The 24,341-nt window shown below is 51.3% G+C and carries 24 protein-coding genes; 7 read left to right on the top strand and 17 right to left on the bottom strand.

Annotation, left to right across the window (positions count from 1 at the left end; translation table 11 throughout):
- The first annotated feature begins 153 nt into the window (after nt 1–153).
- The gene (locus ACN06F_RS07915; protein ID WP_038483751.1) at nt 154–528 is read left to right on the top strand and encodes a phasin family protein; all 375 of its coding nucleotides are present in this window, start codon (nt 154–156) and stop codon (nt 526–528) included.
- A 76-nt stretch (nt 529–604) separates the two neighbouring features.
- On the opposite strand, the gene hda is transcribed toward ACN06F_RS07915, so the two are convergent.
- Together hda and ACN06F_RS07905 are read right to left on the bottom strand one after the other, a co-directional pair.
- Nucleotides 605–1,309: a DnaA regulatory inactivator Hda gene (gene hda, locus ACN06F_RS07910; protein ID WP_038483749.1), complete on the bottom strand. Its 705-nt coding sequence runs from the start codon at nt 1,307–1,309 to the stop codon at nt 605–607.
- Complete coding sequence (locus ACN06F_RS07905; RefSeq protein WP_038483747.1) at nt 1,306–2,418, bottom strand: AI-2E family transporter; 1,113 nt, start codon at nt 2,416–2,418, stop codon at nt 1,306–1,308. The genes hda and ACN06F_RS07905 overlap by 4 nt, the downstream gene beginning before the upstream one ends.
- Before the next feature lie 200 nt (nt 2,419–2,618).
- Here ACN06F_RS07905 and purM point away from each other — a divergent pair, with 200 nt between their 5' ends.
- Together purM and purN are read left to right on the top strand one after the other, a co-directional pair.
- Entirely contained in the window at nt 2,619–3,686 is a 1,068-nt protein-coding gene (purM, locus tag ACN06F_RS07900; protein ID WP_038483745.1) for a phosphoribosylformylglycinamidine cyclo-ligase, read from the top strand.
- A complete protein-coding gene (gene purN / locus ACN06F_RS07895; RefSeq protein ID WP_038483743.1) occupies nt 3,683–4,441 on the top strand; it encodes a phosphoribosylglycinamide formyltransferase in 759 nt (252 codons plus the stop codon). Before purM ends, purN begins: the two co-directional genes overlap by 4 nt.
- 75 nt (nt 4,442–4,516) lie before the next feature.
- Here purN and dcd read toward each other — a convergent pair whose 3' ends face one another.
- The 4 genes from dcd to cobA form a co-directional block, all read right to left on the bottom strand.
- Entirely contained in the window at nt 4,517–5,083 is a 567-nt protein-coding gene (gene dcd, locus ACN06F_RS07890; protein WP_038483741.1) for a dCTP deaminase, read from the bottom strand.
- A gap of 11 nt (nt 5,084–5,094) precedes the next feature.
- A complete protein-coding gene (apbC, locus tag ACN06F_RS07885) occupies nt 5,095–5,895 on the bottom strand; it encodes an iron-sulfur cluster carrier protein ApbC (RefSeq protein WP_051626459.1) in 801 nt (266 codons plus the stop codon).
- 171 nt (nt 5,896–6,066) lie between these two features.
- A complete protein-coding gene (locus ACN06F_RS07880) occupies nt 6,067–7,191 on the bottom strand; it encodes a kinesin K39 (protein ID WP_038483737.1) in 1,125 nt (374 codons plus the stop codon).
- 159 nt (nt 7,192–7,350) lie between these two features.
- The gene (cobA, locus tag ACN06F_RS07875) at nt 7,351–8,121 is read right to left on the bottom strand and encodes a uroporphyrinogen-III C-methyltransferase (protein ID WP_433925113.1); all 771 of its coding nucleotides are present in this window, start codon (nt 8,119–8,121) and stop codon (nt 7,351–7,353) included.
- Between the two features lie 311 nt (nt 8,122–8,432).
- On the opposite strand from cobA, the gene ACN06F_RS07870 reads away from it, so the two are divergent.
- From ACN06F_RS07870 to ACN06F_RS07855, 4 genes are all read left to right on the top strand, one after another.
- Complete coding sequence (locus ACN06F_RS07870; RefSeq protein WP_038483735.1) at nt 8,433–9,332, top strand: GGDEF domain-containing protein; 900 nt, start codon at nt 8,433–8,435, stop codon at nt 9,330–9,332.
- A 28-nt stretch (nt 9,333–9,360) separates the two neighbouring features.
- Complete coding sequence (locus tag ACN06F_RS07865; protein ID WP_038483733.1) at nt 9,361–9,699, top strand: 4a-hydroxytetrahydrobiopterin dehydratase; 339 nt, start codon at nt 9,361–9,363, stop codon at nt 9,697–9,699.
- Nucleotides 9,700–10,890: an aromatic amino acid transaminase gene (locus ACN06F_RS07860; RefSeq protein WP_038483732.1), complete on the top strand. Its 1,191-nt coding sequence runs from the start codon at nt 9,700–9,702 to the stop codon at nt 10,888–10,890.
- Nucleotides 10,891–11,140: 250 nt separating this feature from the next.
- Entirely contained in the window at nt 11,141–12,625 is a 1,485-nt protein-coding gene (locus ACN06F_RS07855) for a uracil permease (protein ID WP_038483730.1), read from the top strand.
- A 6-nt stretch (nt 12,626–12,631) separates the two neighbouring features.
- Here ACN06F_RS07855 and ACN06F_RS07850 read toward each other — a convergent pair whose 3' ends face one another.
- The 11 genes from ACN06F_RS07850 to trpB all read right to left on the bottom strand — a co-directional run bounded on the left by ACN06F_RS07850 (nt 12,632) and on the right by trpB (nt 24,308).
- Nucleotides 12,632–13,966 carry an MATE family efflux transporter gene (locus ACN06F_RS07850; protein WP_038486733.1) on the bottom strand — a complete coding sequence of 445 codons (1,335 nt, stop codon included), beginning with the start codon at nt 13,964–13,966 and terminating at the stop codon, nt 12,632–12,634.
- 165 nt (nt 13,967–14,131) lie between these two features.
- A complete protein-coding gene (locus ACN06F_RS07845) occupies nt 14,132–14,716 on the bottom strand; it encodes a YceI family protein (RefSeq protein WP_433924985.1) in 585 nt (194 codons plus the stop codon).
- 72 nt (nt 14,717–14,788) lie between these two features.
- Complete coding sequence (locus tag ACN06F_RS07840) at nt 14,789–15,343, bottom strand: cytochrome b (protein ID WP_433924984.1); 555 nt, start codon at nt 15,341–15,343, stop codon at nt 14,789–14,791.
- Between the two features lie 233 nt (nt 15,344–15,576).
- Nucleotides 15,577–16,776 carry an O-succinylhomoserine sulfhydrylase gene (locus ACN06F_RS07835; protein ID WP_433924983.1) on the bottom strand — a complete coding sequence of 400 codons (1,200 nt, stop codon included), beginning with the start codon at nt 16,774–16,776 and terminating at the stop codon, nt 15,577–15,579.
- Nucleotides 16,777–16,832: 56 nt separating this feature from the next.
- Entirely contained in the window at nt 16,833–18,356 is a 1,524-nt protein-coding gene (gene purF / locus ACN06F_RS07830; RefSeq protein ID WP_038483721.1) for an amidophosphoribosyltransferase, read from the bottom strand.
- Nucleotides 18,357–18,527: 171 nt separating this feature from the next.
- Nucleotides 18,528–19,118, bottom strand: coding sequence for a CvpA family protein (locus tag ACN06F_RS07825; protein ID WP_038483719.1), 591 nt, complete (start codon nt 19,116–19,118; stop codon nt 18,528–18,530).
- A 3-nt stretch (nt 19,119–19,121) separates the two neighbouring features.
- The gene (locus ACN06F_RS07820; RefSeq protein WP_038483717.1) at nt 19,122–19,778 is read right to left on the bottom strand and encodes an SPOR domain-containing protein; all 657 of its coding nucleotides are present in this window, start codon (nt 19,776–19,778) and stop codon (nt 19,122–19,124) included.
- Between the two features lie 42 nt (nt 19,779–19,820).
- Entirely contained in the window at nt 19,821–21,155 is a 1,335-nt protein-coding gene (folC, locus tag ACN06F_RS07815; RefSeq protein ID WP_051626458.1) for a bifunctional tetrahydrofolate synthase/dihydrofolate synthase, read from the bottom strand.
- On the bottom strand, nt 21,148–22,167 hold the full coding sequence (gene accD, locus ACN06F_RS07810; protein WP_038483715.1) for an acetyl-CoA carboxylase, carboxyltransferase subunit beta: 1,020 nt from the start codon (nt 22,165–22,167) through the stop codon (nt 21,148–21,150). The genes folC and accD overlap by 8 nt, the downstream gene beginning before the upstream one ends.
- 90 nt (nt 22,168–22,257) lie before the next feature.
- Nucleotides 22,258–23,061 carry a tryptophan synthase subunit alpha gene (gene trpA / locus ACN06F_RS07805; protein ID WP_009723460.1) on the bottom strand — a complete coding sequence of 268 codons (804 nt, stop codon included), beginning with the start codon at nt 23,059–23,061 and terminating at the stop codon, nt 22,258–22,260.
- A gap of 8 nt (nt 23,062–23,069) precedes the next feature.
- Nucleotides 23,070–24,308: a tryptophan synthase subunit beta gene (gene trpB / locus ACN06F_RS07800; protein ID WP_038483713.1), complete on the bottom strand. Its 1,239-nt coding sequence runs from the start codon at nt 24,306–24,308 to the stop codon at nt 23,070–23,072.
- Nucleotides 24,309–24,341: the final 33 nt, after the last annotated feature.

Raw genomic sequence — 24,341 nt, 5'->3', positions numbered from 1 at the left:
TGCACTGCACAAAAACCCCTGTTATGCTGCAACGCAAGATAACTAGATATCAGCTGCGGTGGATGCTTAACAAAACCGTTGCTGATCAACCAACACTAACGGCACCGTCAATCAATGGGCCGATTAGTGGGCAATGGAACAGGAGTGTTTACCATGCAAACATTTAACACCAACGAAATGACTCAGCAGTTCGACAACATGTTCATGGCACCTGTGCGTGCATACATGACGCTAAGCATCGATTACTCTGAAAAAATGCTTAACGCACAGTTTGATGCCAACAAATCTTACGTAGATACCGGCATCGCCCAAATGCGTCAGCTGATGAGCGTGAAAGACGCCAACGGCCTGCGTAGCTACATGGAAGGCCAGCAAAAAGTGGCTAAAGAACTAGCTGAACGTGTAAAAGGCGATGCAGATAAAGTCGTTGCTCTTCAGCAAGACTTTTTGCAGAAAGGCCAAAAACTGACAGAAGATAATGTTAAGCAAGCGCAAGCTGCTGCTAGCAAAATGAGCAAAACTGCTTAATCCTGTTAGTTATTGACTTGCTGTCATTAAAACGCCCCTGCCAGATCACTGGCAGGGGCGTTTTATCAATTGCGCTTTACCAATTAAGGGCAGACTTAACGAAAGGAATAGTCAGCTTCCGTTTAGCGGATAACGATGCTTGATCAAGCGTTTCCAGCGCATGGCACAAATCCCCCAACTCCCTCGGCCCGCGGTGCATAATGTAGCGCCCTACGTCATCAGGCAACTGCATTCCACGTACGTTGGCGCGAAGCTTTAACGCTGCTAGGCGTTCGTTATCATCCAACGGATGCAGATGAAACGTAACTCCCCAGGTTAGCCGTGACGCCAAGTCCGGCAATGCAACGTCTAATTGACGTGGGGACGTATTGGCGGCAATCACTAAGGCTTTTCCCGCATCACGCAGCCGATTAAAGGCATGAAACAGAGCCTCTTCCCAACGCTTACGCCCTATCACATATTCAAGATCATCAATGGCGACGAGATCCAAACGTTCGATATCCTCCAGCATCAGCGGTGGAAAATGACCAAGGTCTGCCAATGGAAGATAAAGTGCCCGCTTATCTGCATCCGAGGCGGCATGACACGCCGCCTGTAAAAGATGGCTACGGCCACTGCCCGGCGCGCCCCATAAATATAAGAACGGCTCAGCATCTGACTTAAGCTGCCGGCTCAGGTACTCCATTAATGAAGCGTTTGCTTGTGAGGCATAGTAATTATTAAATGTCGCGTCGTCTCGCAACCCTACCCCAAGCGGTAGCTGTGCCGGTAATCGGCTCATGGTGACTCCCTTTCGTCGTGACGACCCAGTCCATCATTGTAATGTTGCTGTTCTTGCGGACGTTGCTCGGCATCATAGAGAGCACTGCCTTTATAGCGGTCTTTAATTTCCCTTAAAAGCACCATAATGACCGCTGCGGCAGGCAATGCTAAGAGTACGCCCGTCAGACCGAAAAGATGACCGCCCGCCAGTACCGCAAAGATAACCGCAACAGGATGCAAACCTATCTTATCGCCTAACAGCTTAGGCTGAAGTATGACACTTTCTGCCGCCTGACCGATACCGAATACCGCGATCACGCCCAGCACAGCCCACCATGTATCAAATTGGAAAAGCGCCACGATAAGCGCCACCACTAACCCCACAATAAAACCAAGGAACGGCACAATACTGACAAGCCCAGACACAACACCAATCAGCAGGCCGAAGTTCAGCCCCATCAACGTTAGGCCCGCCGCATATATAATGCCTAAACACAGCATGACCAGTAACTGCCCACGTAGAAACGCTGATAGAACTTCATCACAGCGCTGAGCCAAACGGGAAACATCGCTTGTCCATTGACGAGGAACTAAATCAGCAAGACTAGAAATCAGCCTGCTCCAATCAAGTAGTAAATAGAACGTTACGACAGGAATCAGGGCGACGTAGGTAACCCAGGAAACGAAAGCCATCCCAGAACGGCCTATTTGACTTAACGCCTGAGCTGCATAGCTACCCGCATCACGCCAGTTTTCGATCAAAGTTTCTCTAACGTTCGTTAGCTCAGCGCCCAAATCGTAACCCGTCCACTCCTGAACTTGCGGCGCTAATATGTTCTCAATCCAGTTGAAGACACTCGGCAACGCCTCTCCCAGCTGTTTTGTCTGCTGCACAACCAGCGGGATCAAAATAAGCAGGCTTAAAATAAGGATCAGTAACAGGACAAAAAAGACGCTACTAACTGCCCAGGGCCGCTTCATGCCTAACCGCTGGAAATAATTAGCAAGCGGGTCAGCCAAATAGGCCAAAATTAAACCCGCAATAAATGGCATCAGTACCGCATCTAATAAGTAGAGGCAGCCCACCAATACCACCAAAAAAACAACGCCCCACCATGAATGTCGCATGCTCTTTATATCCCTCCTGGAAAGATGGTTAGCGCCCTTAGCGTACTGAATAGTAACAAAAGTAGCGTATTGAACATCGGTTAACGCCGCACATCGATGCGACTTACGTCTCTGGGTGTTACAATCCGTTCCGTTATCGCCCCAGCACTGGCCATTTCGCCAGCACTACCCGTATTGCTATAGGCTTCACAGGATCTGTCATGACCGATACCTCCACTTCTCAGGCCACTCCCTCACTCAGCTATAAAGACGCAGGTGTCGATATTGATGCCGGCAACGCGCTAGTTGATCGCATCAAACACGTTGCCAAACGCACGACACGCCCTGAAGTCCTGGGTGGCCTTGGCGGGTTTGGCGCACTGTGTGAGCTTCCCGCTGGTTATAAACAGCCAGTCCTGGTCTCCGGCACGGATGGTGTCGGCACTAAACTGCGTCTTGCCATGGACCTTGGTAAGCATGACACCATTGGCATTGACTTGGTCGCTATGTGTGTCAACGATTTGATCGTTGCCGGTGCTGAACCACTGCTATTCCTTGACTACTATGCCACGGGTAAGCTGGATGTGGATATCGCTGCAGATGTCGTGACCGGCATTGGCGCTGGTTGCGAACTGGCTGGTTGCGCACTAGTAGGCGGCGAAACTGCGGAAATGCCCGGTATGTACGAGGGCAATGACTACGATTTGGCAGGCTTCTGCGTTGGCGTTGTTGAGAAGGCCGATATTTTAGACGGCAGCAAGGTAGCCGAAGGCGATGTACTGCTGGGATTGGCCTCTTCTGGCCCGCACTCCAATGGCTATTCACTGATTCGCAAAATTCTGGAAGTTAGCAACGCTTCACTCAATGATACTGTGGATGGGCAGCCGCTTGGCGACGCGTTAATGGCGCCGACGCGTATTTATGTGAAGTCGTTACTGTCGATGATGCGCGACACAGATATTCCCGTTCACGCGCTCTCCCATATTACGGGTGGTGGTTTACTGGAAAACATTCCCCGTGTTCTACCCGATACCCTCGCAGCCCACGTTGATCTTTCTACCTGGCAACGCCCAGAAGTATTTAACTGGTTACAAGCCCAAGGCAATGTCAGTGAAACGGAAATGCACCGCGTACTGAACTGCGGCATCGGCATGGTGGTTGTAGTTCCCCAGGCCCAAGCTGAAGACGCTATGGCGCATCTGCAAGCTCAAGGCGAGACCGTATATCGAATTGGTCAGATTATTCAGCGCCAGGAGGAAGCCGTCGTTTTGGAGAACCTTCGCGCATGAGCAGTACCGACTTCAATAGTGGCACGTTCAACGACACCATAAACGACATGGCGCCAGAACCAGCAGCGGCGCGACGTATTGTGGTGCTAATTTCTGGCAGTGGCAGTAATTTACAGGCGCTGATTGATGCACAAAGCCATGATCGACTCGGCGGGGAAATCGTCGCTGTTATTTCCAATGAGCCGGATGCCTATGGCTTGAAGCGCGCCTTAGAAGCGGGTATTGAAGCCGTTGCGCTACCTCATCGCGAATATGACAGCCGCGATGCTTACGACGGAGCGCTAATCAAAGTCATCGAACGTCATGAGCCTGACTTGATTGTTTTAGCAGGCTTTATGCGCATTCTGACGCCCCGCTTTGTGCAGCGTTTTTTAGGCAAAATGCTCAATATCCACCCCTCACTGCTGCCCGCCTATCAAGGGTTAAATACCCATGCTCGAGCGCTGGCAGATGGTGTCAAACAGCATGGCTGCAGCGTGCACTTTGTCACTGAAGAGCTAGATGGTGGGCCTGTTGTGCTGCAAGCAGAACTGAACGTTACAAATGAAGATACCGTTGAGACGCTGAAGGAGAAGGTGCACGCTCGTGAACACCTAATTTTCCCAATTGCCGTGCAGTGGTTTCTGCAAGGCCGCCTGCAATATAGCGCTGAAAACGCCACCATGGATGGGCATCCCCTGCCCCCCCATGGTATGCGGCTCTCCCACACAGATGCTGCAGAAGAGCTAGACGAAGAGTTTGACGAAAACACGTAAACGTCACTGTTCTGACCATAAGAAACGCCTTACCGCTATTAGCGCGTAAGGCGTTTTTCGTTTAGCTTGCGGATATTAAGTGCGAGGCAGCGTAACGCCTCGTTGACCCATATATTTACCACCGCGATCTTTATAAGATGTTTCGCACATCTCATCAGACTCAAGGAATAGCATCTGAGCTACCCCTTCATGGGCATAAATCTTGGCAGGCAGGTTGGTAGTATTTGAAAACTCAAGCGTCACATGCCCTTCCCACTCTGGCTCAAGCGGCGTTACGTTGACAATAATGCCACAGCGCGCGTAAGTGGATTTTCCAAGGCAAATCGTCAGCACACTGCGCGGAATACGAAAATACTCAACCGTGCGTGCTAATGCGAAGGAATTCGGCGGGATAATACACACATCCCCCTTAACATCGACAAAGCTTTTGTCATCAAACGCTTTGGGATCGACAATAGCCGAATGTATGTTGGTAAACACTTTAAATTCATCGGCACAGCGAACATCGTAACCGTAGCTCGACGTGCCATAAGAAATAACGCGCTGATCATTCACATAGCGCACCTGCTCAGCTTCAAACGGTTCAATCATGGCATCGCTTTGTGCCATGCGACGAATCCACTTATCAGATTTAATACTCATTTGTTACGTCATCACTCGCTAAAAGAAATAGTGGGGCCGCCGCTATGGCTGGCATTTACCGATTGCGCCACTTGTTTGGCAATATCTGCAAACGTGCGACTCACTGAGCTATCGGGTTCGGAAATCACGCTGGGGCGACCAGAGTCAGCTAGCTCACGAATAGAAAGCGTTAACGGCAACCGCCCAAGAACTGTCGTATCATACTCTTCCGCGATGCGATCGCCGCCACCGGTACCAAAAATAGCCGCTTCGTGGCCGCAATTTTCACAATGATAAAGACTCATGTTCTCTACCACGCCAAGCACTGGCACATTGACCTTACGGAACATCTCAATGCCTTTGCGGGCATCAAGGAGCGCAATATCCTGAGGCGTGGTGACAATCACGGCGCCTGAAACAGGCACTTTTTGCGCCAGCGTCAGTTGGATATCGCCGGTACCTGGCGGCATATCAATCAGCAGGAAATCCAGATTATCCCATTGGGTTTGTGTCAGCATTTGCTGAAACGCACCCACGACCATCGGGCCACGCCAGACCATCGCCTCACGGGTATTAACCATAAAGGCCATCGACATCGCTTGAAGGCCGTGCGCTTCTAGCGGCAGAAACTTATTGTCCTCCGTCGCCTGAGGCCGTACGCCTTCTTTAACACCCAGCATTTGCGCTTGGCTAGGGCCGTAAATATCAGCATCCAGTACGCCAACACGATACCCCTGGGCAGAAAGCGCTAGTGCCAAGTTCACAGTAACGGTCGATTTGCCGACCCCACCTTTCCCCGATGCCACTGCTACTATATGTTTTACACCGTCCATCAATGGCACTCCTGTCTATTGCGACTAATCTATCCGTGGTTTGAATGATACTCCTAGGCGGCCTATTTCTAAACCAACATACAATCTAAACCAACATACAAAAAGCGGATGCAGGGGGTACCTACATCCGCTTTATTACGCTAGCAATCAGCGCACGATCAAGTGTATAGATCAGTTACTGTTTTGTTGATCCTGCTCTTCAGAACTTGCTTCTTCAGCTTGCTCAGAACCATTTGAATCAGCGTTGTCACTCTGCTCATCAGTAAGAGAAGGCACTTCGTCATTCGCCGCATCGCTTACATGCAAACGACTCTCCAAAGATGAAAGCTCGTCACGCCAATCACTAAGCTGGGTTTCCAAGCGTGCAAGCTGCTCTTCACGGGCTTCAATATCACTTTCAACATTGGCTACTTCTTCACGACCAATATCCAGCGCGACCATAAGATCATCCATCTCGCTGCGCACTTGGTCGAGGCTCTGTTGCTCTTCTTCACGCAGTTGAGTTAACGAATCAACCTCGCTTTGCAACTCATCCCGCTCACTGGTGAGCGAGTCACGCTCGCTTTGCAAATTATCTAATTCACTTTGAACGGCTGACACCTCTTCCTCAGTACCGGACAGTTGTTCGCTAGCTTCACTAATCTGGGTTTCTAAACCCGACAGTTCCTCTTGAGCGGCACTAAGCTCGTCAACGGCCTCCTGACGCTCTTGTTCAGCTTGCTGACGTGCCGACTCCGCTTCTTGGCGGGACTCTTCGGCACTTTGACGAGCTTCTTCAGCTTCCTGGCGAGCAGACTCAGCTTCGTCACGCGCGCTTACCACTTGATCACGTTCTTCTTTGAGTGCTTGCAAATCGGTTTCAGCGCTTTCCACTTGCTCACTTAACGTATCGACTTCTTGCTGAAGTGCATCACGCTCAGCTTCTAGTTCTTCAAGACGCGATTGCACCGCACTTGTATCACGCTGAGCGGACTCTAGATCGCTTTGTGCCTGAGCCTGCTGCTCTTCCAGCGATGCCATTTCCTCACGCATTACACTTAAATCGGTCTCAGCTTGCTCGACTTCTGCAATCCGCTGGCTAAGCTGGTTATTATCTTGCTCGACGCTGGCTAACTGGCCTTCTAACGTTTCGACACGCTCTTGCCGTGTGCCCGAGTTCGATTGCGCCATAATTGCCCAAATAACAGCAATGGCGGCAATACCAGCAATGCCTTTGACACGGTTGTCTTTAAAAAGCGTTTTCATGCCTGGCTTACTCGCTGACGCTTGATTATCCGAGTGGTTTGCTTCTGGCATACTGCGTCCCTCTCTTCTTTTTTAGGCTACCGATATCAGCAGCGTTGATAGACATTTAGCACCTGACATTCTTTTACTAGCATACACATCTAGCAACATCTAGCCAGCGATCAACGTATATGACTAACGGCCCATACGGTTACCCGTTTGCTGGTTAGCCTAGTGTTTACTTTCCTTAAAGCCTATCGCATCGGCAGCGGCAACCTCAAACCAAGAAAGCGTGGCATGTAATGACACAACACTGCCAATAATCAATAATGTAGGCGGTGTAATCTCACCTTGGTGAAATGCCTCAGGCAGCTGTTGCAAAGAACCAATATGCGTACATTGGTGCTGTGTTGTGCCCTGTTCAATCAGCGCCAAAGGGGTACTGGGTGCGAGACCATGGTCCATCAAAGCCTGGCAAATGGCCTCTAAGTTACTCAGCCCCATATAAAATACCAAGGTTTGTCCAGGGCTAGCTAACGCTTGCCAATCAAGCGTGCTCTCTCCATGTTGCAAGTGGCCCGTGACTAAGCGAATTGACTGCGCATGATCTCGGTGTGTCAGAGGAATGCCCGCATAAGCTGCACAACCGGATGCCGCGGTAATACCCGGGATGACTTCTACCGCCACATTTTCAGCCATGAGCGTTTCTAATTCTTCTCCACCTCGGCCAAAAATGAAGGGATCTCCCCCCTTGAGACGCACAACTTGCTTACCTTGCCTGGCCCAAGCCACCAATGTTTGGTTAATTTCATTTTGAGGGACGCTGTGCAACGCCTTCGCCTTGCCAACGTAAAATCGCTCAGCCTTAGGCCCTATCAGGGCTAGCACTTCATCGCTAACGAGGCGGTCGTAGAGCACCACTTCTGCTACCTGAAGCCGCTTATACGCTTTCAACGTCAATAGCTCTGGATCCCCTGGGCCAGCACCTACCAAACTTACCAAACCACCGCCAACTTTTTGAGCGCTAGCCGAATGGCCTGTCTTTATAGTGGCTGCCTTTACTTCGCTCAAAGAAACACCCCGACAATAAAAAATGATCCAATCTATTAAAATGCAATAGGCCTTCCCGTGTCGCGCCAAAGTTTCTATGGAAGACACTTAACGTCACACTAAAATTCTTTTATAGAATATATATAGATCAATTGATTTTAAAAAAAGCAAGCATTGTCAGTAATGGCTTACATATTAGTTACGTTTTTAGGGCTAACCTTTACGATTAACTTTTATTTGGCATATGCTTTGGAGCTTCACGCATGCTCGTGAATGATACAGCCCCAGTACCGCACAGTACTGATAGTCTGATATCCCAGATACCAGGGGTTATTTTTCAATTCTATCGATCACATTGCGGCCGTATGCACTTTCCCTATCTGGAAGGCGGGGGCGAGGCGCTGGCACACATCGACCGACAACAATTAGCGCATGACGCTGGCCAACTTATTGAACACCTAACCGGTCACGATCACCCCAAAATCATGTCGTCTATTGAGCGATCTGCACGCTGGATGCTACCGCTCACAACTCGCTTCCGCCTCCCCTTCCCTAAAGGAAAACCGCACTGGATTGCGGTAAGTGCTAACCCTTCCCCGGCATCCAATGGTGTTCGCTGGAGCGGCATCATGATGGATATTACTGATCAAGTCGCTGAAGAGCAGCGACTAAGAAAACTCTGCGACACCGACCCTTTAACGGGATTGCCTAACCGTCGCAAACTCATGGTGCACTTAACGCACCTAGCCTCATTAAGCACGCGGCATGGGACGCCTTTATCTATCATGATGGTAGATATAGATTATTTTAAACAGCTCAATGATCGTTGGGGACACTTGCAGGGCGATAGCGTACTTGAACAACTTGCCGTGCAAACTCAGCAACTCCTGCGCTGCGAAGATATGGTGGCAAGACTTGGAGGTGAAGAGTTTATGGTCGTGTTGCCGCTTACACCGCTGCAACAATGCCATAAACTCGCTGACCGTCTCCGACATGCCATCGCAAGCTACGATTTTGGAATCGGTGCCGGCCAAGTAACCGTGAGCATTGGTGTAGCGGAGTATCGGTGCGGTGAGCCTTTAGCCAACTTAATAGAGCGCGCTGATCAAGCTCTATACAGCGCGAAAGAGGTTGGTCGCGACTGTGTATGCCTTCTACCCTAATAAGAGCAATTTTAAAAGGAGGCAACACATGACAACGCTTGCTCAGAAAACCTGTGAACCTTGCAGTAGCAACGCCATACCGCTCACTTATAGCGCATGCCAACCCCATCTAGAAGCACTTTCAGAGTGGCAGATTGTTGACCACGATGGCATCATGAAGCTGACGAGACAGTTTACGTTTCGCAACTTTGCCGATGCCCTGGCATTCACCCAGCGCGTTGGCGATATAGCAGAGCAGGCTGGGCACCATCCTGTCATTGTTACTGAGTGGGGTAAAACCACCGTGACATGGTGGTCTCATGCAATAAAGGGCCTGCATCTTAATGATTTCATTCTTGCCGCCAGAACCGACGAGGTAGCCGAATAAATGTTTGAGCAAATTGAGCGAGTCCCAGGAGATGCCATTCTCGGGCTGATCGAAGCTTTCAAAAAAGACACCAATCCCCAGAAAGTCGATTTAGGGGTTGGCGTATATCGCGATGCACAAGGCAATACGCCGGTCATGCGCGCTGTCAAGGAAGCAGAAGCTCGCCTGCTCAAGAATGAAACCACCAAGACCTATATTGGCTCTCACGGTGCCCCTGCTTACGGTGATGCTGTGCTGCCTATGGTATTAGGTACAGATTCTTCCGTATTGAAAGCCAACCGCGCGAGCGCTACCCAGTCTCCTGGTGGAACAGGTGCACTACGCTTAGCCGCTGACTTTATTGCTCACCAGCTTCCTGGAAAAGGAATCTGGGTCAGCGATCCTACTTGGCCAAACCATCACGGCATTTTCACCGCTGCAGGTATCGAACTTCACAAGTACCCCTACGTTGATGCTGACAACCGCCTTGATTTCGATGGTATGTTAGCAGCACTGAAAAAGATTCCTGAAGGCGACGTTGTGGTACTTCACGCTTGCTGCCACAACCCGACCGGCTTTGACCTGTCCAAAGATCAGTGGCAAGAAGTAATGGCGGTACTGAGCGAGCGCAAACTACTGCCATTGGTTGACTTTGCTTACCAAGGTTTCGGGGAAGGCCTGGACGAAGATGCCTATGGTGTTCGTCTGCTGGCCGAAAACCTTGATGAAGTTATCATCACCAGTTCCTGCTCAAAGAACTTTGGCATTTACTGCGAACGCACTGGCTGCTTGATCCTGATTGCAAAAGACGCCGAGCAGATGGAGAACGTTCGCTCTCAGGCTGCCATTGTGGCCCGTGAGAACTACTCTAACCCTCCCGCCCACGGCGGCGCGATTGTTAGCGAAATTCTCCACGACGCTGAGCTGTCTGCAATGTGGCGTGAAGAGCTGACCGAAATGCGTGATCGCATCAATACGCTGCGTCGCGACTTCGTTGAAGCCCTTAAGCCTTACGGCCTTGATGAAAAGTATGCATGCGTTGCAGAACAGCGTGGCATGTTCTCTTACACCGGTTTAACCCCCGAGCAAGTAGACCGCCTGCGTGACGAATTCGGTATTTACATGGTGCGCTCTGGCCGTGCCAACGTTGCAGGATTCTCACACGAGAATTTACCTTACCTCGCTAAAGCCATCGCTGCCGTTAACGAATAACGCCAGTGAGTTGTTAACCTTAGTGTCAACAGCTAAAACGCCCAGGCAAATTGCCTGGGCGTTTTTGTAGATGAATTGAAGATAAGCCACTGAACAGGCAAGCGATTGTTATGTACAATTGCCCGCTTGCCGCCAGAGCCTGGGGCGCCCGTGCGGCGTCCGCTACAACGCAATGCTTGACCGATCAGTCAAATCTTCGGCACACTCAGCATAGCCTTGTATACAACACACCATAACTAAGAGGCCTATCATGGCGGCTGTCGGCACTCACTATCCGTGGTACAAAAAAGAAGATACCGACGCGTTCTTCGCGCTGTTTCAAAACAATATTGCCAACTTTGTCATTATCGCAATTACCATGCTGGGCATGGGGTTCCCCACATCCATTGTGTATGGTCAGGTGTTACCTGGTGCCGCAGTGGCAGTCATGGCAGGCAATTTTTATTACGCATGGAGTGCCGCTAGGCTCGCACGCAAAGAAAACCGCAGCGATGTCACCGCGCTCTCCTACGGCATCTCCACACCGGTCATGTTTGTGTTTCTATTCGGCGTATTGCTCCCCGCCAAGCAGTTAACCGGTGACGCGGAATTAGCCTGGAAAGTTGCCGTGGCCGCCTGCTTTATTAGCGGCGCAATAGAAGCCTTGATTAGCATTATTGGCCGCTGGGTGCAGTATCACCTCCCACGGGCGGCCATGTTGGGCGCTGTTGCTGGCGTCGCACTCACCTTTATTGCCGGTGAGATGCTATTTAAAACCCTGGAAATGCCTATCATTGGACTTCTGGTGCTCGGCATTATCATTGTTGGTCTTGTGGCCCGCGTCAGCATGCCATTTAAGCTACCGACATCGCTGTTTGCCATTGTGGTCGGTACTGCGATGGCATATTTGATTGGCGATGCGGGCAGTGAACGCTTTAGCGATGCTTTTACACATTTAGGGTTCTACCCCCTACTGCCTAATTTGGCATGGTATGAAGGGCTAGGCTTGCTGTTTACCGGCATGCTGGCCGTACTTACCGTCGTGCTCCCCATCACCCTCTATAACGCTATTGAAACCATGAATAACGTTGAAGCGATGGAAGCGGCTGGCGATAAATACGATGTGCGCGAGTGCCAGGCAGTGGATGGAGCAGGCACGATGATCGGCGCTCTATTTGGCGGCGTATTCCCGACAACTGTTTATATCGCAACGGTGGGCGCGAAGTGGATGGGGGCAGGACGAGGCTACAGCATTTTAAACGGTGCCGTTTATGCCCTCGCCACCATGTTTGGTCTGATCGCTGCCTTAGCGGCCATTATTCCGGTCTCAGTAGTGGCCCCTATCTTGGTATTTGTCGGCATGTCGATGATAGCCACTGCATTTCAAGCGAACGATACCCGCTATTATCCGGCCATTGCGCTGGCGATGCTGCCCTACTTTGCCAACTACGTAATGACACGCTTCAACCGGGGTGCTGGTGACGTCGTCAGCGATATTTCCAGTGCCATTGTTGTCATGGGACAAGGTGCGATGTTTATGGCCATCTTCCTAGGGGCCATGACAGTATCGGTGATCGATCATCAGTTCCGGCGTGCAGCCGCATTCGCCGCCATTGCGGCAGGCTTCTCATTTGTAGGACTGATGCACGCCCCAAAACTGGCCTTCAACGCGGCGCCTGAATTTGTCATGGGTTACTTGGGCATGGCATTACTGTTTATGTACTTCTCGTTCCAGGAAGCCCCCAAGAAGCACTAAACTGCATTACTTGCTGAATCCCGCCTGCCGATGCGGGCGGGATAAAATGCGCTTGAGCACTATCCAAGCAACCATACCTGCCAACACGTTACCCAATGCCGCACCAGCGGCTAAGCCTGTCCAGCCAAACAACTGCGCACCCAACCATAAACAAGGTAGATAGCAAATAAACAAGCGTGCGCTTGAAAGCAGCATTGCTCTAAGTGGCCAGCCGAGAGCGTTACCTGCAGACACCACCAGCATACACACGCCCAGCGCAGCATAACTTGGCAACAAAAAGCGAATTAGCAGCGCGAGCTCACTTTGCACCTCCTGGTTCCCGGCTAACACCATAGCCACCCAGGGTGAAGCCAGCGCCAGCAACAGCCCCAGGCTAAGCTGCCATATCAACGCGACATTCACTGCCAAGCGCATCAGTTGCTGAATCTGTCCCCAGTCGCCCGCGCCATAGCAACGCCCAAGCCATGGTGGTAGCGACATCGTCATCGCCAATATCACCATCAGCGAAACCGTTTCTAGGCGGCTGGCAAGTCCCCAAGCCGCCACTTGGGTATCTCCTAGGCTAGCAACAGCCGCAATCGCCAACATCGCCGCCAGTGGCGGCATCAACTGGCTAACCATAGCAGGAGCAGCAATACCGGTAAAAAGCCGCCACGAGCGCCTAGCTTCTTGCCATAGTGCGGTATTCGTCGTCCACTTTCGATGCTTTAGTTTAATACTGCTGAATAACAGCCCCACAAAAAATGCAATGGCGGTCGCCCAAGCCGCGCCCGCTAGCCCCCACCCCTGCCAAGAACCAATACCAAAAATAAATAGCGGATCCAATCCCAGATTAACAAGGCTACTAAGCACCATCATCTTACCTGGCAGCCGTGTATCGCCGTGAGCACGAAACACGCTATAGATAAAATAGAGCAGCGCGCCTAGCCAAGCCGAAAATAGCTGTGGCCCCCAGTAAGCGCGAATATAGACCAGCGCGCTATCATCGGCACCTAGCAACCTGAATATGGGTACTTGAAGAAACCAGAGCACTACAGTTAATAGACCGATGACAAGCCCACCGGCAATTAGCACCAGACTACCTAACCGCTTCGCTCTACTCTCTTCTCCAGCCCCTAGAGCTCGGGAAATCAGCGCCGCAATCGCGATCCCCATTCCCACTTGAATACCAATAATCAGAAATGACAAAGGAAAGGTAAACGACTGAGCGGCCAAGGGCGCTGTTCCCAAACGGGCAATAAAAGCACTATCTACAAGCTGGAAACCCAATAGCGCCAACACGCCAATGGCCATCGGCCACGTTTGACGCCATAAGGTTATCGCCAGCTCGCGTTGCTGCATAATGACCGCTGCCAAAGAGAAATCCTCAAAACAGAGTAGATAACGGTGAACGCCACCTAGTTAACAATACTTACAACCTACGAGATGTAAGTTGTTTCTAGTAACTCCCAACGCAAAAGCGCCATCACCCAGGCAAGGGTGATGGCGCTTTTTGCTTACACTCGCTTACTGACGAATGCCTTCAAACGTCACGTAAAGCTCCAGCTCGTGCATTGATTCTGGGAAGTCGCTCATATCAATGCCGAAATCACCCAGTGTTAACATGGTGCTGCCTTCAAAACCTGCACGGTAATTGCCCCAGGGGTCATCACCTTCACCCATTAAGGTAACAGGCATTTCAATTTCTTGTGTCTCACCATGAAGCGTTAGCTCACCGGTTACGACGCCTTCATTTTCACCCGTTGATTCAAAACCTGTTGAAGTGAAAGTTGCCGTAGGATATTCGCTGGCATCAAGAAAATCGCTGCTCAAGAAGTGACGATCACGCTCTGCATGATTAGTGTTCAGGCTGCTCACCTGCACTTCCATTTCTACAGAAGAGGCCTCTAAATCTTCTGGGTCATAAGAAAATTGACCGTCAAACTCTTCGAAAGTACCCAGAATATAGGAAAAGCCGAGGTGGCTAATTTTGAATTGAACAAAGGCGTGCTGGCCTTCAGTGTCAATTTGATATTCTGCTGCTTGCGCTTGGCTGAACGTAGCTAGCGAAGCGGCGGCAATTGCAGTAGCAAAAGCGGTTTTCTTTAACATCGTGGAAATCTCCTTTATTTTCCTAATAAACACTACGAGCAAACTATCAGCGCAGTGGACAAAAAAATTCCATTACCGCTTGCGGCCATGAGCAGGGTTAACCATCCGCACGAGTGTCGAGTGGCGATCCCACCAATGGTGCTTCATCGCGGCTAGCGCGTGCCCTGCGGCCAATACCATAAGTGCCAGGGCGCTGTACCAGTGAACATCGCCTGCCAGACTAGCTTGATCAGGAAGCCCGTGGAGCAGCGCTGGCACTTCAAACCAATCAAACACACTAATTCCGCGCCCGTTGGCAGTAGAAATCAAATAGCCACTAACAAGCACTAACAATAACAAGACATATAACATTATATGCCCAGCATGGGCAGCTAGACGTTCAAAGCGACTACCCTCTGCATGAGGCGTTGGTTGAATCAAGCGCCATAGTAAGCGAGCAAAAGTTGCTATTAACAACAAAATACCAATCGAGCGATGTACCCACGGTGCTTGGTTATACCATGTATCGTAGTAGCCAAGATCTGTCATCCACCAACCTAGAGCAAACAACCCTACAATGGTTAATGCACTAAGCCAGTGAAGAGCAATACTAATGACTCCCCATCCACTCTGCGTGTTCCGCCACATCCTTGCTTTCCTCGTTCTAAACAGCGATTGTTCATGCCCGCTGTAAGCACATTGCTATATAAAGCATACCGTCTTAATGATCAAAGCACTGCTGAAAAAAGCAGAACATACCATTCGTAAAAAACGTTTGTTAAAAACATTCCTAAAGTCGTAGTTAAAAAACGCCGTCAGCGAAGCAAGCAATAAAAAACCGGCCACTGATGGCCGGCTTATCAAAACGCTATTTGAATCGCTCAGCCAGCCGCCAAAGCATCCAACCCAGTAGCAAGATCGCGCTGAATGTCAGCCTGGCTTTCCAGCCCCACCGCTACGCGAATCAGCCCTGGCATGATGCCCGCAGCATCTTTCTGCGCATCAGAAAGACGCCCATGGGTGGTGGTAGCCGGATGGGTAATCGTCGTTTTAACATCCCCTAGATTGCCAGTGATGGACAGCATGCGCGTTGCATCAATCACTTGCCAGGCTCCCGCCTGCCCTCCTTTCACTTCAAAACCCAACACGGCACCAAACCCTTGCTGCTGTTTTTTGGCAAGCGCATGCTGAGGGTGGGCTTCTAAACCACTGTAATACACTTTATTAACGGCCGGGTGTTGGTCTAACCAGAGCGCCAAAGTCAGCGCATTTTCGCAATGCGCTTTCATGCGCAACGACAAGGTTTCAAGACCTTTGGTGAAAATCCACGCATTAAAGGGACTCAGGCAAGGCCCGCAAGTACGTACCACACCAAACACTTCTTCCAATACGTCGTGTTTACCAACCACCGCGCCACCCACAGCACGTCCCTGGCCATCCAGATACTTCGTTGCTGAATGGATAACCAAGTCAGCGCCAAGTGCAATTGGCTGCTGAAGTGCCGGTGTTAAGAAGCAGTTATCAATCGCCAAAAGTGCACCACTACGCTTAGCAAGTTCAGCTAATGCTGGAATATCTGCGACTTCAGACAGTGGATTGGAAGGTGTTTCCGCAAACAACAGTTTAGTATTTGGGCCGATGGCCTCTTCCCAGGCAGAAACGTTAGATAGCTCTACATAACGAGTCGTGATGCCAAATTTTCCCAGGTATTTGTCAAACAAACTCACGGTAGAACCAAACAGCGACCGAGATGCAACAATTTCATCGCCGGCACTTAGCAGTGCCAACGCCGTCGATAAAATGGCCGACATACCCGAACTTGTTGCCACGCACCGCTCACCACCTTCAAGCGCCGCCAAACGGCGCTCGAACGTATGCACAGTAGGATTAGTAAAGCGCGAATAGACGTTGCCCGGCTCCTGCCCCCCAAACTTGCGCGCGGCTTCAGCCGCGCTTTCGTAAACAAAGCTTGAAGTGGGAAAAATGGGCTCGGCATGCTCTTGCTCAAACGTACGGTGATGGCCCGCGCGAATGGCAAGGGTCTCTAGCGACCAATCATCCTGGTGACTATCATCATGCATGGCTGAGCACCTTTTAAAACGTCAATAAAAGTTGTAATACGAGCTATTAAGCGGCATTAGTCGTCAAGATCATCATCATCTTGGTTATGCATATCCACTAGCGCATGGTCGCCCGCACTTTGATCTTTAGCCGCGTCATTACGACTCGCTTCAAGCACCGCCAAGTAGGCATCATCAATATCGCCAGTGACGTAGTTACCGTCGAAGACTGAGCAATCAAACTCATCCATCTCAGGATTAACCTCACGGCAAGCTGCTTTCAAATCTTCCAGGTCTTGATAGAAAATTCGATCTGCACCAATCAGTTGGCCAACCTCTTCTTCTGTGCGGCCATGCGCAATCAGTTCTTTTGCTGCTGGCATATCAATGCCATAGACATTGGGGTAGCGAACGGGCGGAGCAGCAGAAGCGAAATACACTTTACGAGCCCCTGCATCGCGAGCCATCTGAATAATCTGCTTACAGGTGGTTCCTCGCACAATAGAGTCATCCACCAGCAGCACATTTTTGCCTTTGAATTCGACATCAATGGCGTTCAATTTTTGACGCACCGATTTTCTACGCTGCGTTTGGCCCGGCATAATAAACGTACGGCCAATATAGCGGTTCTTCATAAACCCTTCGCGGTAGGTCACACCCAAGTGCTGAGCCATCTCAAGGGCAGAGGTGCGCGACGTATCGGGAATTGGAATGACAACGTCAATATCGTGATCAGGCCATTCGTTAAGAATGCGGTCGCCAAGTTTGCGTCCCATCTGCATACGCGTGCCATACACGTAGGCACCATCAAGAATAGAGTCGGGGCGCGCCAGGTAAACATGCTCAAAAATACAGGAAGTCAACACAGGTCGATCAGCACACACCTGGGTGTGAATCTGTCCCTGCATGTCGACGAAAATCGCTTCACCTGGTGAAAGGTCACGCTCCAGCTCAAAGCCACCTACATCTAGGGCGACGGATTCCGAAGCAATCATGACCTCCTGGCCCTCGTCACTTTGGCGAGTACCAAATACCACGGGACGAATACCATGAGGATCCCGAAATGCCACCATGCCAAAACCGTTAATGATCGCGACCGCCGCGTAGCCGCCTTTGCAGCGCCGGTGCACTCTACGAACGGCATCAAAAATATCCTCGGCTTCCAGGTGCAGACCCTGCTTACCCAGCTCATGGGCAAATACGTTTAGCAAAACTTCAGAATCAGAGCTGGTATTGATGTGACGAAGGTCAGTCGAGAAAAGTTCTTGCTTTAACTGCTCAGAGTTAGTCAGGTTACCGTTGTGAGCCAGCGCAATACCGTAGGGAGAATTGACATAAAACGGCTGAGACTCAGCTTCACTAGAGGAACCAGCGGTTGGATAACGTACGTGACCAATGCCAAGGTTACCTTTTAGGCGAGCCATGTGGCGGGTATGGAACACATCTCGCACCAGCCCGTTACTCTTGCGCAGTAGGAAGCGTCCCTCGCTCCAAGTCATCATGCCGGCAGCGTCCTGGCCCCGATGCTGAAGTACGGTCAGAGCATCGTAGATTCCCTGATTTACCGCCTGCTTGGCCAGAAGGCCCACTATACCGCACATTCAAGTTACCTCGCTTTAGTGCCATGGTTCACCGTAGCAAACCCGTACGTTCATCAAACGAATGTGAGCCACTGCCTATTTTTCGATCGCAAAAGCGGGCATTGGTAGACAGCGGCTAACTGTATTACTAACTAAACATCACGTCGCGTTGAGCCAACATTAAGCAGTGTCTCACTGGCCACCATTCTCAGATGTTGGCGTAAAAGGCTGTGGAACTAGCTCTTCCTGAGCGCGGAAATCTGGCAACGAAATATCGCGAAGCGAGTCAGGTGCTTGTGGCAGCTCCCGCTCCCATTGATCTAACTGGCTTACCGCCCAATCGCGCAGCTCAATAAACGTCGGCCGTAGCTCAGCTTCTTGCCAAGCCTGTAGCTCAGCTAAGGGCGTTAGTGTAATAAGGACGGTTGCCACCAATAAAATGACAGCGCCACGAGCAAGCCCAAAGGCAGCTCCCGCAAAGCGGTTAAGCAACCCCATACCGACCCACTCTACCGCCGCATGAACAAGGCGGATCACAATCCCACAAAGTAAAATGACTGCAAAAATCACTAAAATAAATGCCAACACTAAGCGCGCATCGAAACTGTCGATGAACCCGCTCATTAGATCCGCCACCGGCTCTGCCAAGACCCGCGCTACCAACAAGGCGACTACCCATGCGGCCAGCCCAAGAGCTTCCCTGACAAATCCGCGCGTAAAGCCGGCCAACATGGAAAGTGCCAGCACCGCCAGGAAAAGCGCGTCTATCCAAGTAAGTGCCATAAGTTAATTTCTCACTCGCACTAACAAGCCCTGTACATTGGCACGCTGCTTAATAATCGCCATCGCAGACTCACCATCTTCAGACGTCGCATATGGCCCAACATAAACAGAGGTGAGGTTATTATCACGCTCGCGTAGATAGGCACTAAACCCCGCCTGAGTAAGCTGATCACTTAGCCGCTGCGCGTTATCCGCATTACCAAAGCTTCCCACTTGAACGGCCCACTCGCCTTGGGAAGAAGATGTTGGACCAGCAGCATTCGATGATGTGCTAGAAGAGCTGGCAGAAGAACTTGTAGACGCGTTATCACGGTTATTTGCAGCCATTAACTCAGCAATTGGATCATTTGCTCCAGCACTCTGCGCGTTAGAGCTACTGGCTTGACCGGTTTGAGGCTGCCTTGGATTGGCATCAATTGGCACACTATTGACCGCGCTATCTACAGAACGACCTTCACTTGAGGACGTGTTGATGGATGACGGCATTTGCGGAGCCGGAACATCTTGCTGTGTTGCCTCTACAGGCCGTTCAATAACAAACGTAGGCTGAGGGCGCTCTTCTCGGGGAGCAGGATCACTCATCAACCACGGCACGAAAATCGCCAGCAACGCGAGTAAAATGACAATACCACTGATGCGTTCCGTTTTACCGTATTTCATATCCCTCTCCATCAAGCTTAGCGAGCACAACGGTTAGGCCGATTAAGCTTGCGGCAGTGTTATTTCCAACAAGGCCGCAACTGTAAAAAACGAGCCGGTAACTAACACCCGGTCGGAGGGTGCCAACTGCTCAGCCATTATCTGTACTCCGGCCTCTGGGGAACTGGCGCAAAGATGCACACGTCCACCCAAAGATGTGATACGCCCCGCCAGCTCGGCAGCTGACCGACCACGCTCGCCCTCCAACGCCACGCATACCCAGTCAGTAATGCGGGGTAGCAAAGCACTAATAACACCATCAGCGTCTTTATCATTGAGCATGCCGATCAACGCCCACTGCCGACCACCCTCAGGCACCGATGGGAGTCGCCTAGCGACATAATCGGCTGCATGAGGATTATGCCCGACATCCAAGCACCACTGCCCTATCCACTGCATACGTCCTGGCACTTGCACCCCATGAAACGCACGGCGGCATGCGTCTGCATTCACCACTAATCCGCTAAGTGTCAATGCTTGGAGAGCCGTTGCTGCATTATCAATTGGCAAACCGGGATCAGGAAGGCCTGCCAGAGAAATAACCTCTCCCTGGCAGTTCAGCCCACTCCAGCTCCATTCAGACAGGCTATCAGCGGCAGAGTCATCAGTAATTGAGTGGCTAAAAGCTTCACCAAGACAGTAAACAGGAGCGGCAATTGCATTGGCAGCCTCTGCTACACTGCTGGGAAGCAGTCGACTGCCCAATACAGCGGGTTTTGCAGCACGAAAGATGCCTGCTTTTTCTCGGCCAATTTGGGCAATATCAGACCCCAAAAAATTGGCATGATCCTGAGCAATGGTGGTAACAATAGCAACGTCTGCATCAATGATATTGACAGCATCTAATCGCCCACCCAGACCAACTTCGAGCAGCGCTAAGTCGAGGTTTTCCTGTGCTAGGCACCAGAGGGCGCACAGCGTTCCCGCCTCAAAATAGGTTAAGCTAATTTCAGGCGTTTGTAGCCTAGCTTCCTCTACGCGAGAGAAACCAGTCATTAGCCGCTGGTCGTCAGCATGGTCACCATTGATCGTGACACGCTCGTTATAGCGTACTAGATGGGGCGAAGTATAAGTCCCCACCCGCAAACCGTGCGTGCGTGCGACAGCATCCATCATGGCAAGGGTTGACCCCTTGCCATTCGTACCTGCCACCGTAATCACCTGTGGTGCAATCGGGCTGTTTAGTAACCCCATGCGCTTGGCAACTTCTGCTACGCGCTCAAGCCCCATATCAATCCCTACGGGGTGTAGGGTTTCAAGGTAGTGCAGCCATTCGGCTAAAGACCCTGGAGTTAAAGAGTCAGAAGCTAAAGATTCAGGGGCTATAGACTTAGGCATTGCGGGTCGAATCGTCGCTCTTAACGGTGCTGGCTTCGCTATGCGTTTCAGGCGTATCAACGTCTGTTGCATCTACAGCATCGGCTATTGGCGCTTCATCAACCAACGGCTCGTCAATCGATGCGTCGTCACTGACATCACCTTCGGTAGGTAGCGCGATATTATGAGTCAGCTTACGCAGCACACCACCAACACGAGCACGCATTTCATGACGATGCACAATCATATCTACGGTGCCGTGTTCCAGCAGAAATTCACTGCGCTGAAAACCTTCCGGCAGCGTTTCACGGACGGTTTGTTCAATAACGCGCGGGCCAGCAAAACCAATCAAGGCATTGGGCTCGGCGATATTTAGATCGCCCAGCATCGCTAGCGATGCGGATACCCCGCCAAACACTGGATCTGTCAGAACAGAAATGTAAGGCACACCCGACTGCTTAAGCTTTTCAAGCGCTGCCGAGGTTTTGGCCATCTGCATGAGTGAAAACAGTGCTTCTTGCATCCGTGCCCCACCAGAAGCGGCAAAGCAGATCAGCGGAAGTCGCTCTTCAAGGGCAATGGTTGCCGCGCGGACAAACTTCTCGCCCACAACCGCCCCCATTGAGCCACCCATAAAGGTAAATTCAAAGGCAACAGCCACAACCGGGAGCCCGTCTAGCTCACCACGCATAGCGACCAGCGCATCTTTTTCACCGGTCTCTTTTTGGGCAGCCGTTAAGCGGTCTTTGTATTTTTTAGAGTCGCGAAATTTCAAGCGATCATTAGGCTCAATCTCAGCCGCGATCTCTTGTCGCCCCTCTTTATCCAAAAACCAGTCCAAACGTTTACGCGCGGTCAACCGTAAATGGTGGTCGCACTTGGGGCAGACGCTGTGGTGCTTCTCAAGCTCAGGGAGATAGAGAACCGCTTCGCACTTGGGACATTTACGCCAGAGGCCATCGGGCACGCTGGCGCGACGGTCTTTACGCTGGATACGCCCCATGGAGGGCACAATCTTGTCTAACCAGCTCATATCAAAAAGTTTCCGTATACGTCATGCTTAGCAACGCCAAGCTTGATGAGTGTCGTCAATCAATTCAGTGTAGACGATGAGGGAATGCGCTTAGGCATCCATCGCGGTGCGCATTTCGCCCAACACGCTTTTAAGCTGACCAGCAATGGTTTCAGGTGCGTCAACGCTCTCTGCAATGCGGTTCACTAGCGCACTGCCAACAATCACACCATCAGCGACTTTCGCCACTTCAGCGGCAGTCACACCATCGCGGATACCGAAGCCAACACATAATGGCAAATCGGTCATTTCGCGCAAGGGCGCGAGATGCTCTGCCACATCGTCAGCATTGAGTGTAGCAGCACCGGTAACGCCCTTAAGCGAAACATAATAGAGATAGCCCTCACCGTGGGCGCATATTGTAGCGGCACGAGCATTGGAAGTGGTAGGCGCAACCAAGAAAATCGCTGCTAAATCGCGGGCTTTTAACAGCGGGCCGAACTCATCAGCCTCTTCAGGCGGCATATCTACCACGAGCACGCCATCAACGCCAACGCTTGCCGCTTTATCAGCAAACGTTTCATAGCCAATCCGCTCTATCGGATTGAGATACCCCATCAACACGATAGGCGTTTTAGCATCCACTTGGCGGAACTCAGCGACCATATCCAGCAGGTCAACCAAGCGAGTGCCCTGCTTAAGCGCGCGCTCACAGGCCTTTTGAATCACCGGGCCATCGGCCATTGGGTCTGAAAACGGCACGCCAAGCTCAATAATATCAGCCCCCGCCTCTACTAGGGCATGCATAAAGCCCACAGTGTACTGAGGCGCAGGGTCACCGGCGGTAATATAAGGAATCAGGGCCTTACGACCCTGCTCTTTTAATTCGGAAAAACGCTGGTCAATACGGTTCATGCTAGCCCTTAAAACTCAATGCCATCGATGTTCGCAACGGTCATGATATCTTTATCACCACGACCAGAAAGGTTGACCACGATATGCTGGTCAGGGCGCATGGTCGGTGCCAGCACCTTCGCATGAGCAAGCGCATGGGCCGATTCCAATGCTGGCATAATCCCTTCCATGTGCGTCAGTTCACGAAACGCTTCCAGCACTTCTTTATCGTTTGCGGCTACGTAGTTAACTCGCCCAACATCTTTCCATAGCGCGTGTTCAGGCCCAACCCCTGGGTAGTCGAGGCCAGCAGAAATCGAGTGCGTGTCAGACACTTGTCCCGCTTCGTCAGACATCAAGTAAGTTCGGTTGCCATGCAAAACACCACGCGGCGCATTAGTCGAAAGCGGCGCGGCATGTCGGCCTGTTTCGATACCATCGCCACCGGCTTCGACACCGTACATCGCCACCGCATCATCTTCGACGAAGGGATAGAATAGGCCCAAGGCGTTGGAACCACCGCCCACACAGGCAATTAGCGCATCTGGCAAACGCCCAATTTGCGCTAATGACTGTTGGCGCGCCTCACGCCCCACTACCGAGTTGAAATCACGCACCAACTGCGGATAAGGGTGCGGACCCGCCACGGTGCCGATAATGTAAAACGTGTTATCAACATTGGTGACCCAATCACGCAAGGCTTCATTCATTGCGTCTTTAAGCGTACGAGTGCCTGATTCGACCGGAATTACACGTGCACCCAACAGGCGCATACGATAAACGTTCAGCTTCTGGCGCTGAACGTCTGCCGCCCCCATATAAACGTCACATTCCAGGCCTAAGCGAGCTGCCACAGTCGCCGTAGCAACACCGTGCTGGCCTGCTCCGGTTTCAGCAATAACCCTGGGCTTGCCGGTTTTTTTGGCTAACAGCGCTTGGCCAATGGTGTTATTAACCTTGTGGGCACCTGTGTGGTTCAAGTCTTCACGCTTCAACCAAATTTGCGCGCCACCTAACGACTGTGACCAACGCTCTGCATGGTAAAGCGGCGAAGGACGCCCCACATAATGGGCAAGATCACGGTCAAACTCAGCCTGGAAATCGGGATCATCACGCAGACTCAGGTAGGTCTGCTCTAACTCTTCCAGGGCAAAGCTCAGGGTTTCCGACACAAACCGGCCGCCGTAGGGGCCAAAATGACCACGGGCATCCGGCATTCGGGTCAGGTCGCTGAACTTGGTTTCAGTCGCTGAGACAGTCACAGGCATACCTCACAAGATCGCCAGAACAGGCAAACAATA

Source organism: Vreelandella sp. 21 (assembly GCF_050995515.1).
Lineage (GTDB): Bacteria > Pseudomonadota > Gammaproteobacteria > Pseudomonadales > Halomonadaceae > Vreelandella > Vreelandella alkaliphila.
This window is presented reverse-complemented; position numbering and strand designations above follow the sequence as displayed.

What these genes read in the sequence shown, in the direction of transcription:
- apbC (WP_051626459.1), bottom strand. Translation starts at nt 5,895, where the DNA reads ATGGACGGTGTAAAACATATAGTAGCAGTGGCATCGGGGAAAGGTGGG.
- ACN06F_RS07845 (WP_433924985.1), bottom strand. Translation starts at nt 14,716, where the DNA reads ATGTTAAAGAAAACCGCTTTTGCTACTGCAATTGCCGCCGCTTCGCTA.
- ACN06F_RS07880 (WP_038483737.1), bottom strand. Translation starts at nt 7,191, where the DNA reads ATGCCAGAAGCAAACCACTCGGATAATCAAGCGTCAGCGAGTAAGCCA.
- accD (WP_038483715.1), bottom strand. Translation starts at nt 22,167, where the DNA reads ATGAGCTGGTTAGACAAGATTGTGCCCTCCATGGGGCGTATCCAGCGT.
- purN (WP_038483743.1), top strand. Translation starts at nt 3,683, where the DNA reads ATGAGCAGTACCGACTTCAATAGTGGCACGTTCAACGACACCATAAAC.
- ACN06F_RS07820 (WP_038483717.1), bottom strand. Translation starts at nt 19,778, where the DNA reads ATGAAATACGGTAAAACGGAACGCATCAGTGGTATTGTCATTTTACTC.
- ACN06F_RS07825 (WP_038483719.1), bottom strand. Translation starts at nt 19,118, where the DNA reads ATGGCACTTACTTGGATAGACGCGCTTTTCCTGGCGGTGCTGGCACTT.
- ACN06F_RS07840 (WP_433924984.1), bottom strand. Translation starts at nt 15,343, where the DNA reads ATGTGGCGGAACACGCAGAGTGGATGGGGAGTCATTAGTATTGCTCTT.
- ACN06F_RS07860 (WP_038483732.1), top strand. Translation starts at nt 9,700, where the DNA reads ATGTTTGAGCAAATTGAGCGAGTCCCAGGAGATGCCATTCTCGGGCTG.
- purF (WP_038483721.1), bottom strand. Translation starts at nt 18,356, where the DNA reads ATGTGCGGTATAGTGGGCCTTCTGGCCAAGCAGGCGGTAAATCAGGGA.
- ACN06F_RS07870 (WP_038483735.1), top strand. Translation starts at nt 8,433, where the DNA reads ATGCTCGTGAATGATACAGCCCCAGTACCGCACAGTACTGATAGTCTG.
- trpA (WP_009723460.1), bottom strand. Translation starts at nt 23,061, where the DNA reads ATGAACCGTATTGACCAGCGTTTTTCCGAATTAAAAGAGCAGGGTCGT.
- dcd (WP_038483741.1), bottom strand. Translation starts at nt 5,083, where the DNA reads ATGAGTATTAAATCTGATAAGTGGATTCGTCGCATGGCACAAAGCGAT.
- ACN06F_RS07855 (WP_038483730.1), top strand. Translation starts at nt 11,141, where the DNA reads ATGGCGGCTGTCGGCACTCACTATCCGTGGTACAAAAAAGAAGATACC.
- ACN06F_RS07835 (WP_433924983.1), bottom strand. Translation starts at nt 16,776, where the DNA reads ATGCATGATGATAGTCACCAGGATGATTGGTCGCTAGAGACCCTTGCC.
- ACN06F_RS07850 (WP_038486733.1), bottom strand. Translation starts at nt 13,966, where the DNA reads ATGCAGCAACGCGAGCTGGCGATAACCTTATGGCGTCAAACGTGGCCG.
- folC (WP_051626458.1), bottom strand. Translation starts at nt 21,155, where the DNA reads ATGCCTAAGTCTATAGCCCCTGAATCTTTAGCTTCTGACTCTTTAACT.
- trpB (WP_038483713.1), bottom strand. Translation starts at nt 24,308, where the DNA reads ATGCCTGTGACTGTCTCAGCGACTGAAACCAAGTTCAGCGACCTGACC.
- hda (WP_038483749.1), bottom strand. Translation starts at nt 1,309, where the DNA reads ATGAGCCGATTACCGGCACAGCTACCGCTTGGGGTAGGGTTGCGAGAC.
- ACN06F_RS07865 (WP_038483733.1), top strand. Translation starts at nt 9,361, where the DNA reads ATGACAACGCTTGCTCAGAAAACCTGTGAACCTTGCAGTAGCAACGCC.
- ACN06F_RS07905 (WP_038483747.1), bottom strand. Translation starts at nt 2,418, where the DNA reads ATGCGACATTCATGGTGGGGCGTTGTTTTTTTGGTGGTATTGGTGGGC.
- ACN06F_RS07915 (WP_038483751.1), top strand. Translation starts at nt 154, where the DNA reads ATGCAAACATTTAACACCAACGAAATGACTCAGCAGTTCGACAACATG.
- purM (WP_038483745.1), top strand. Translation starts at nt 2,619, where the DNA reads ATGACCGATACCTCCACTTCTCAGGCCACTCCCTCACTCAGCTATAAA.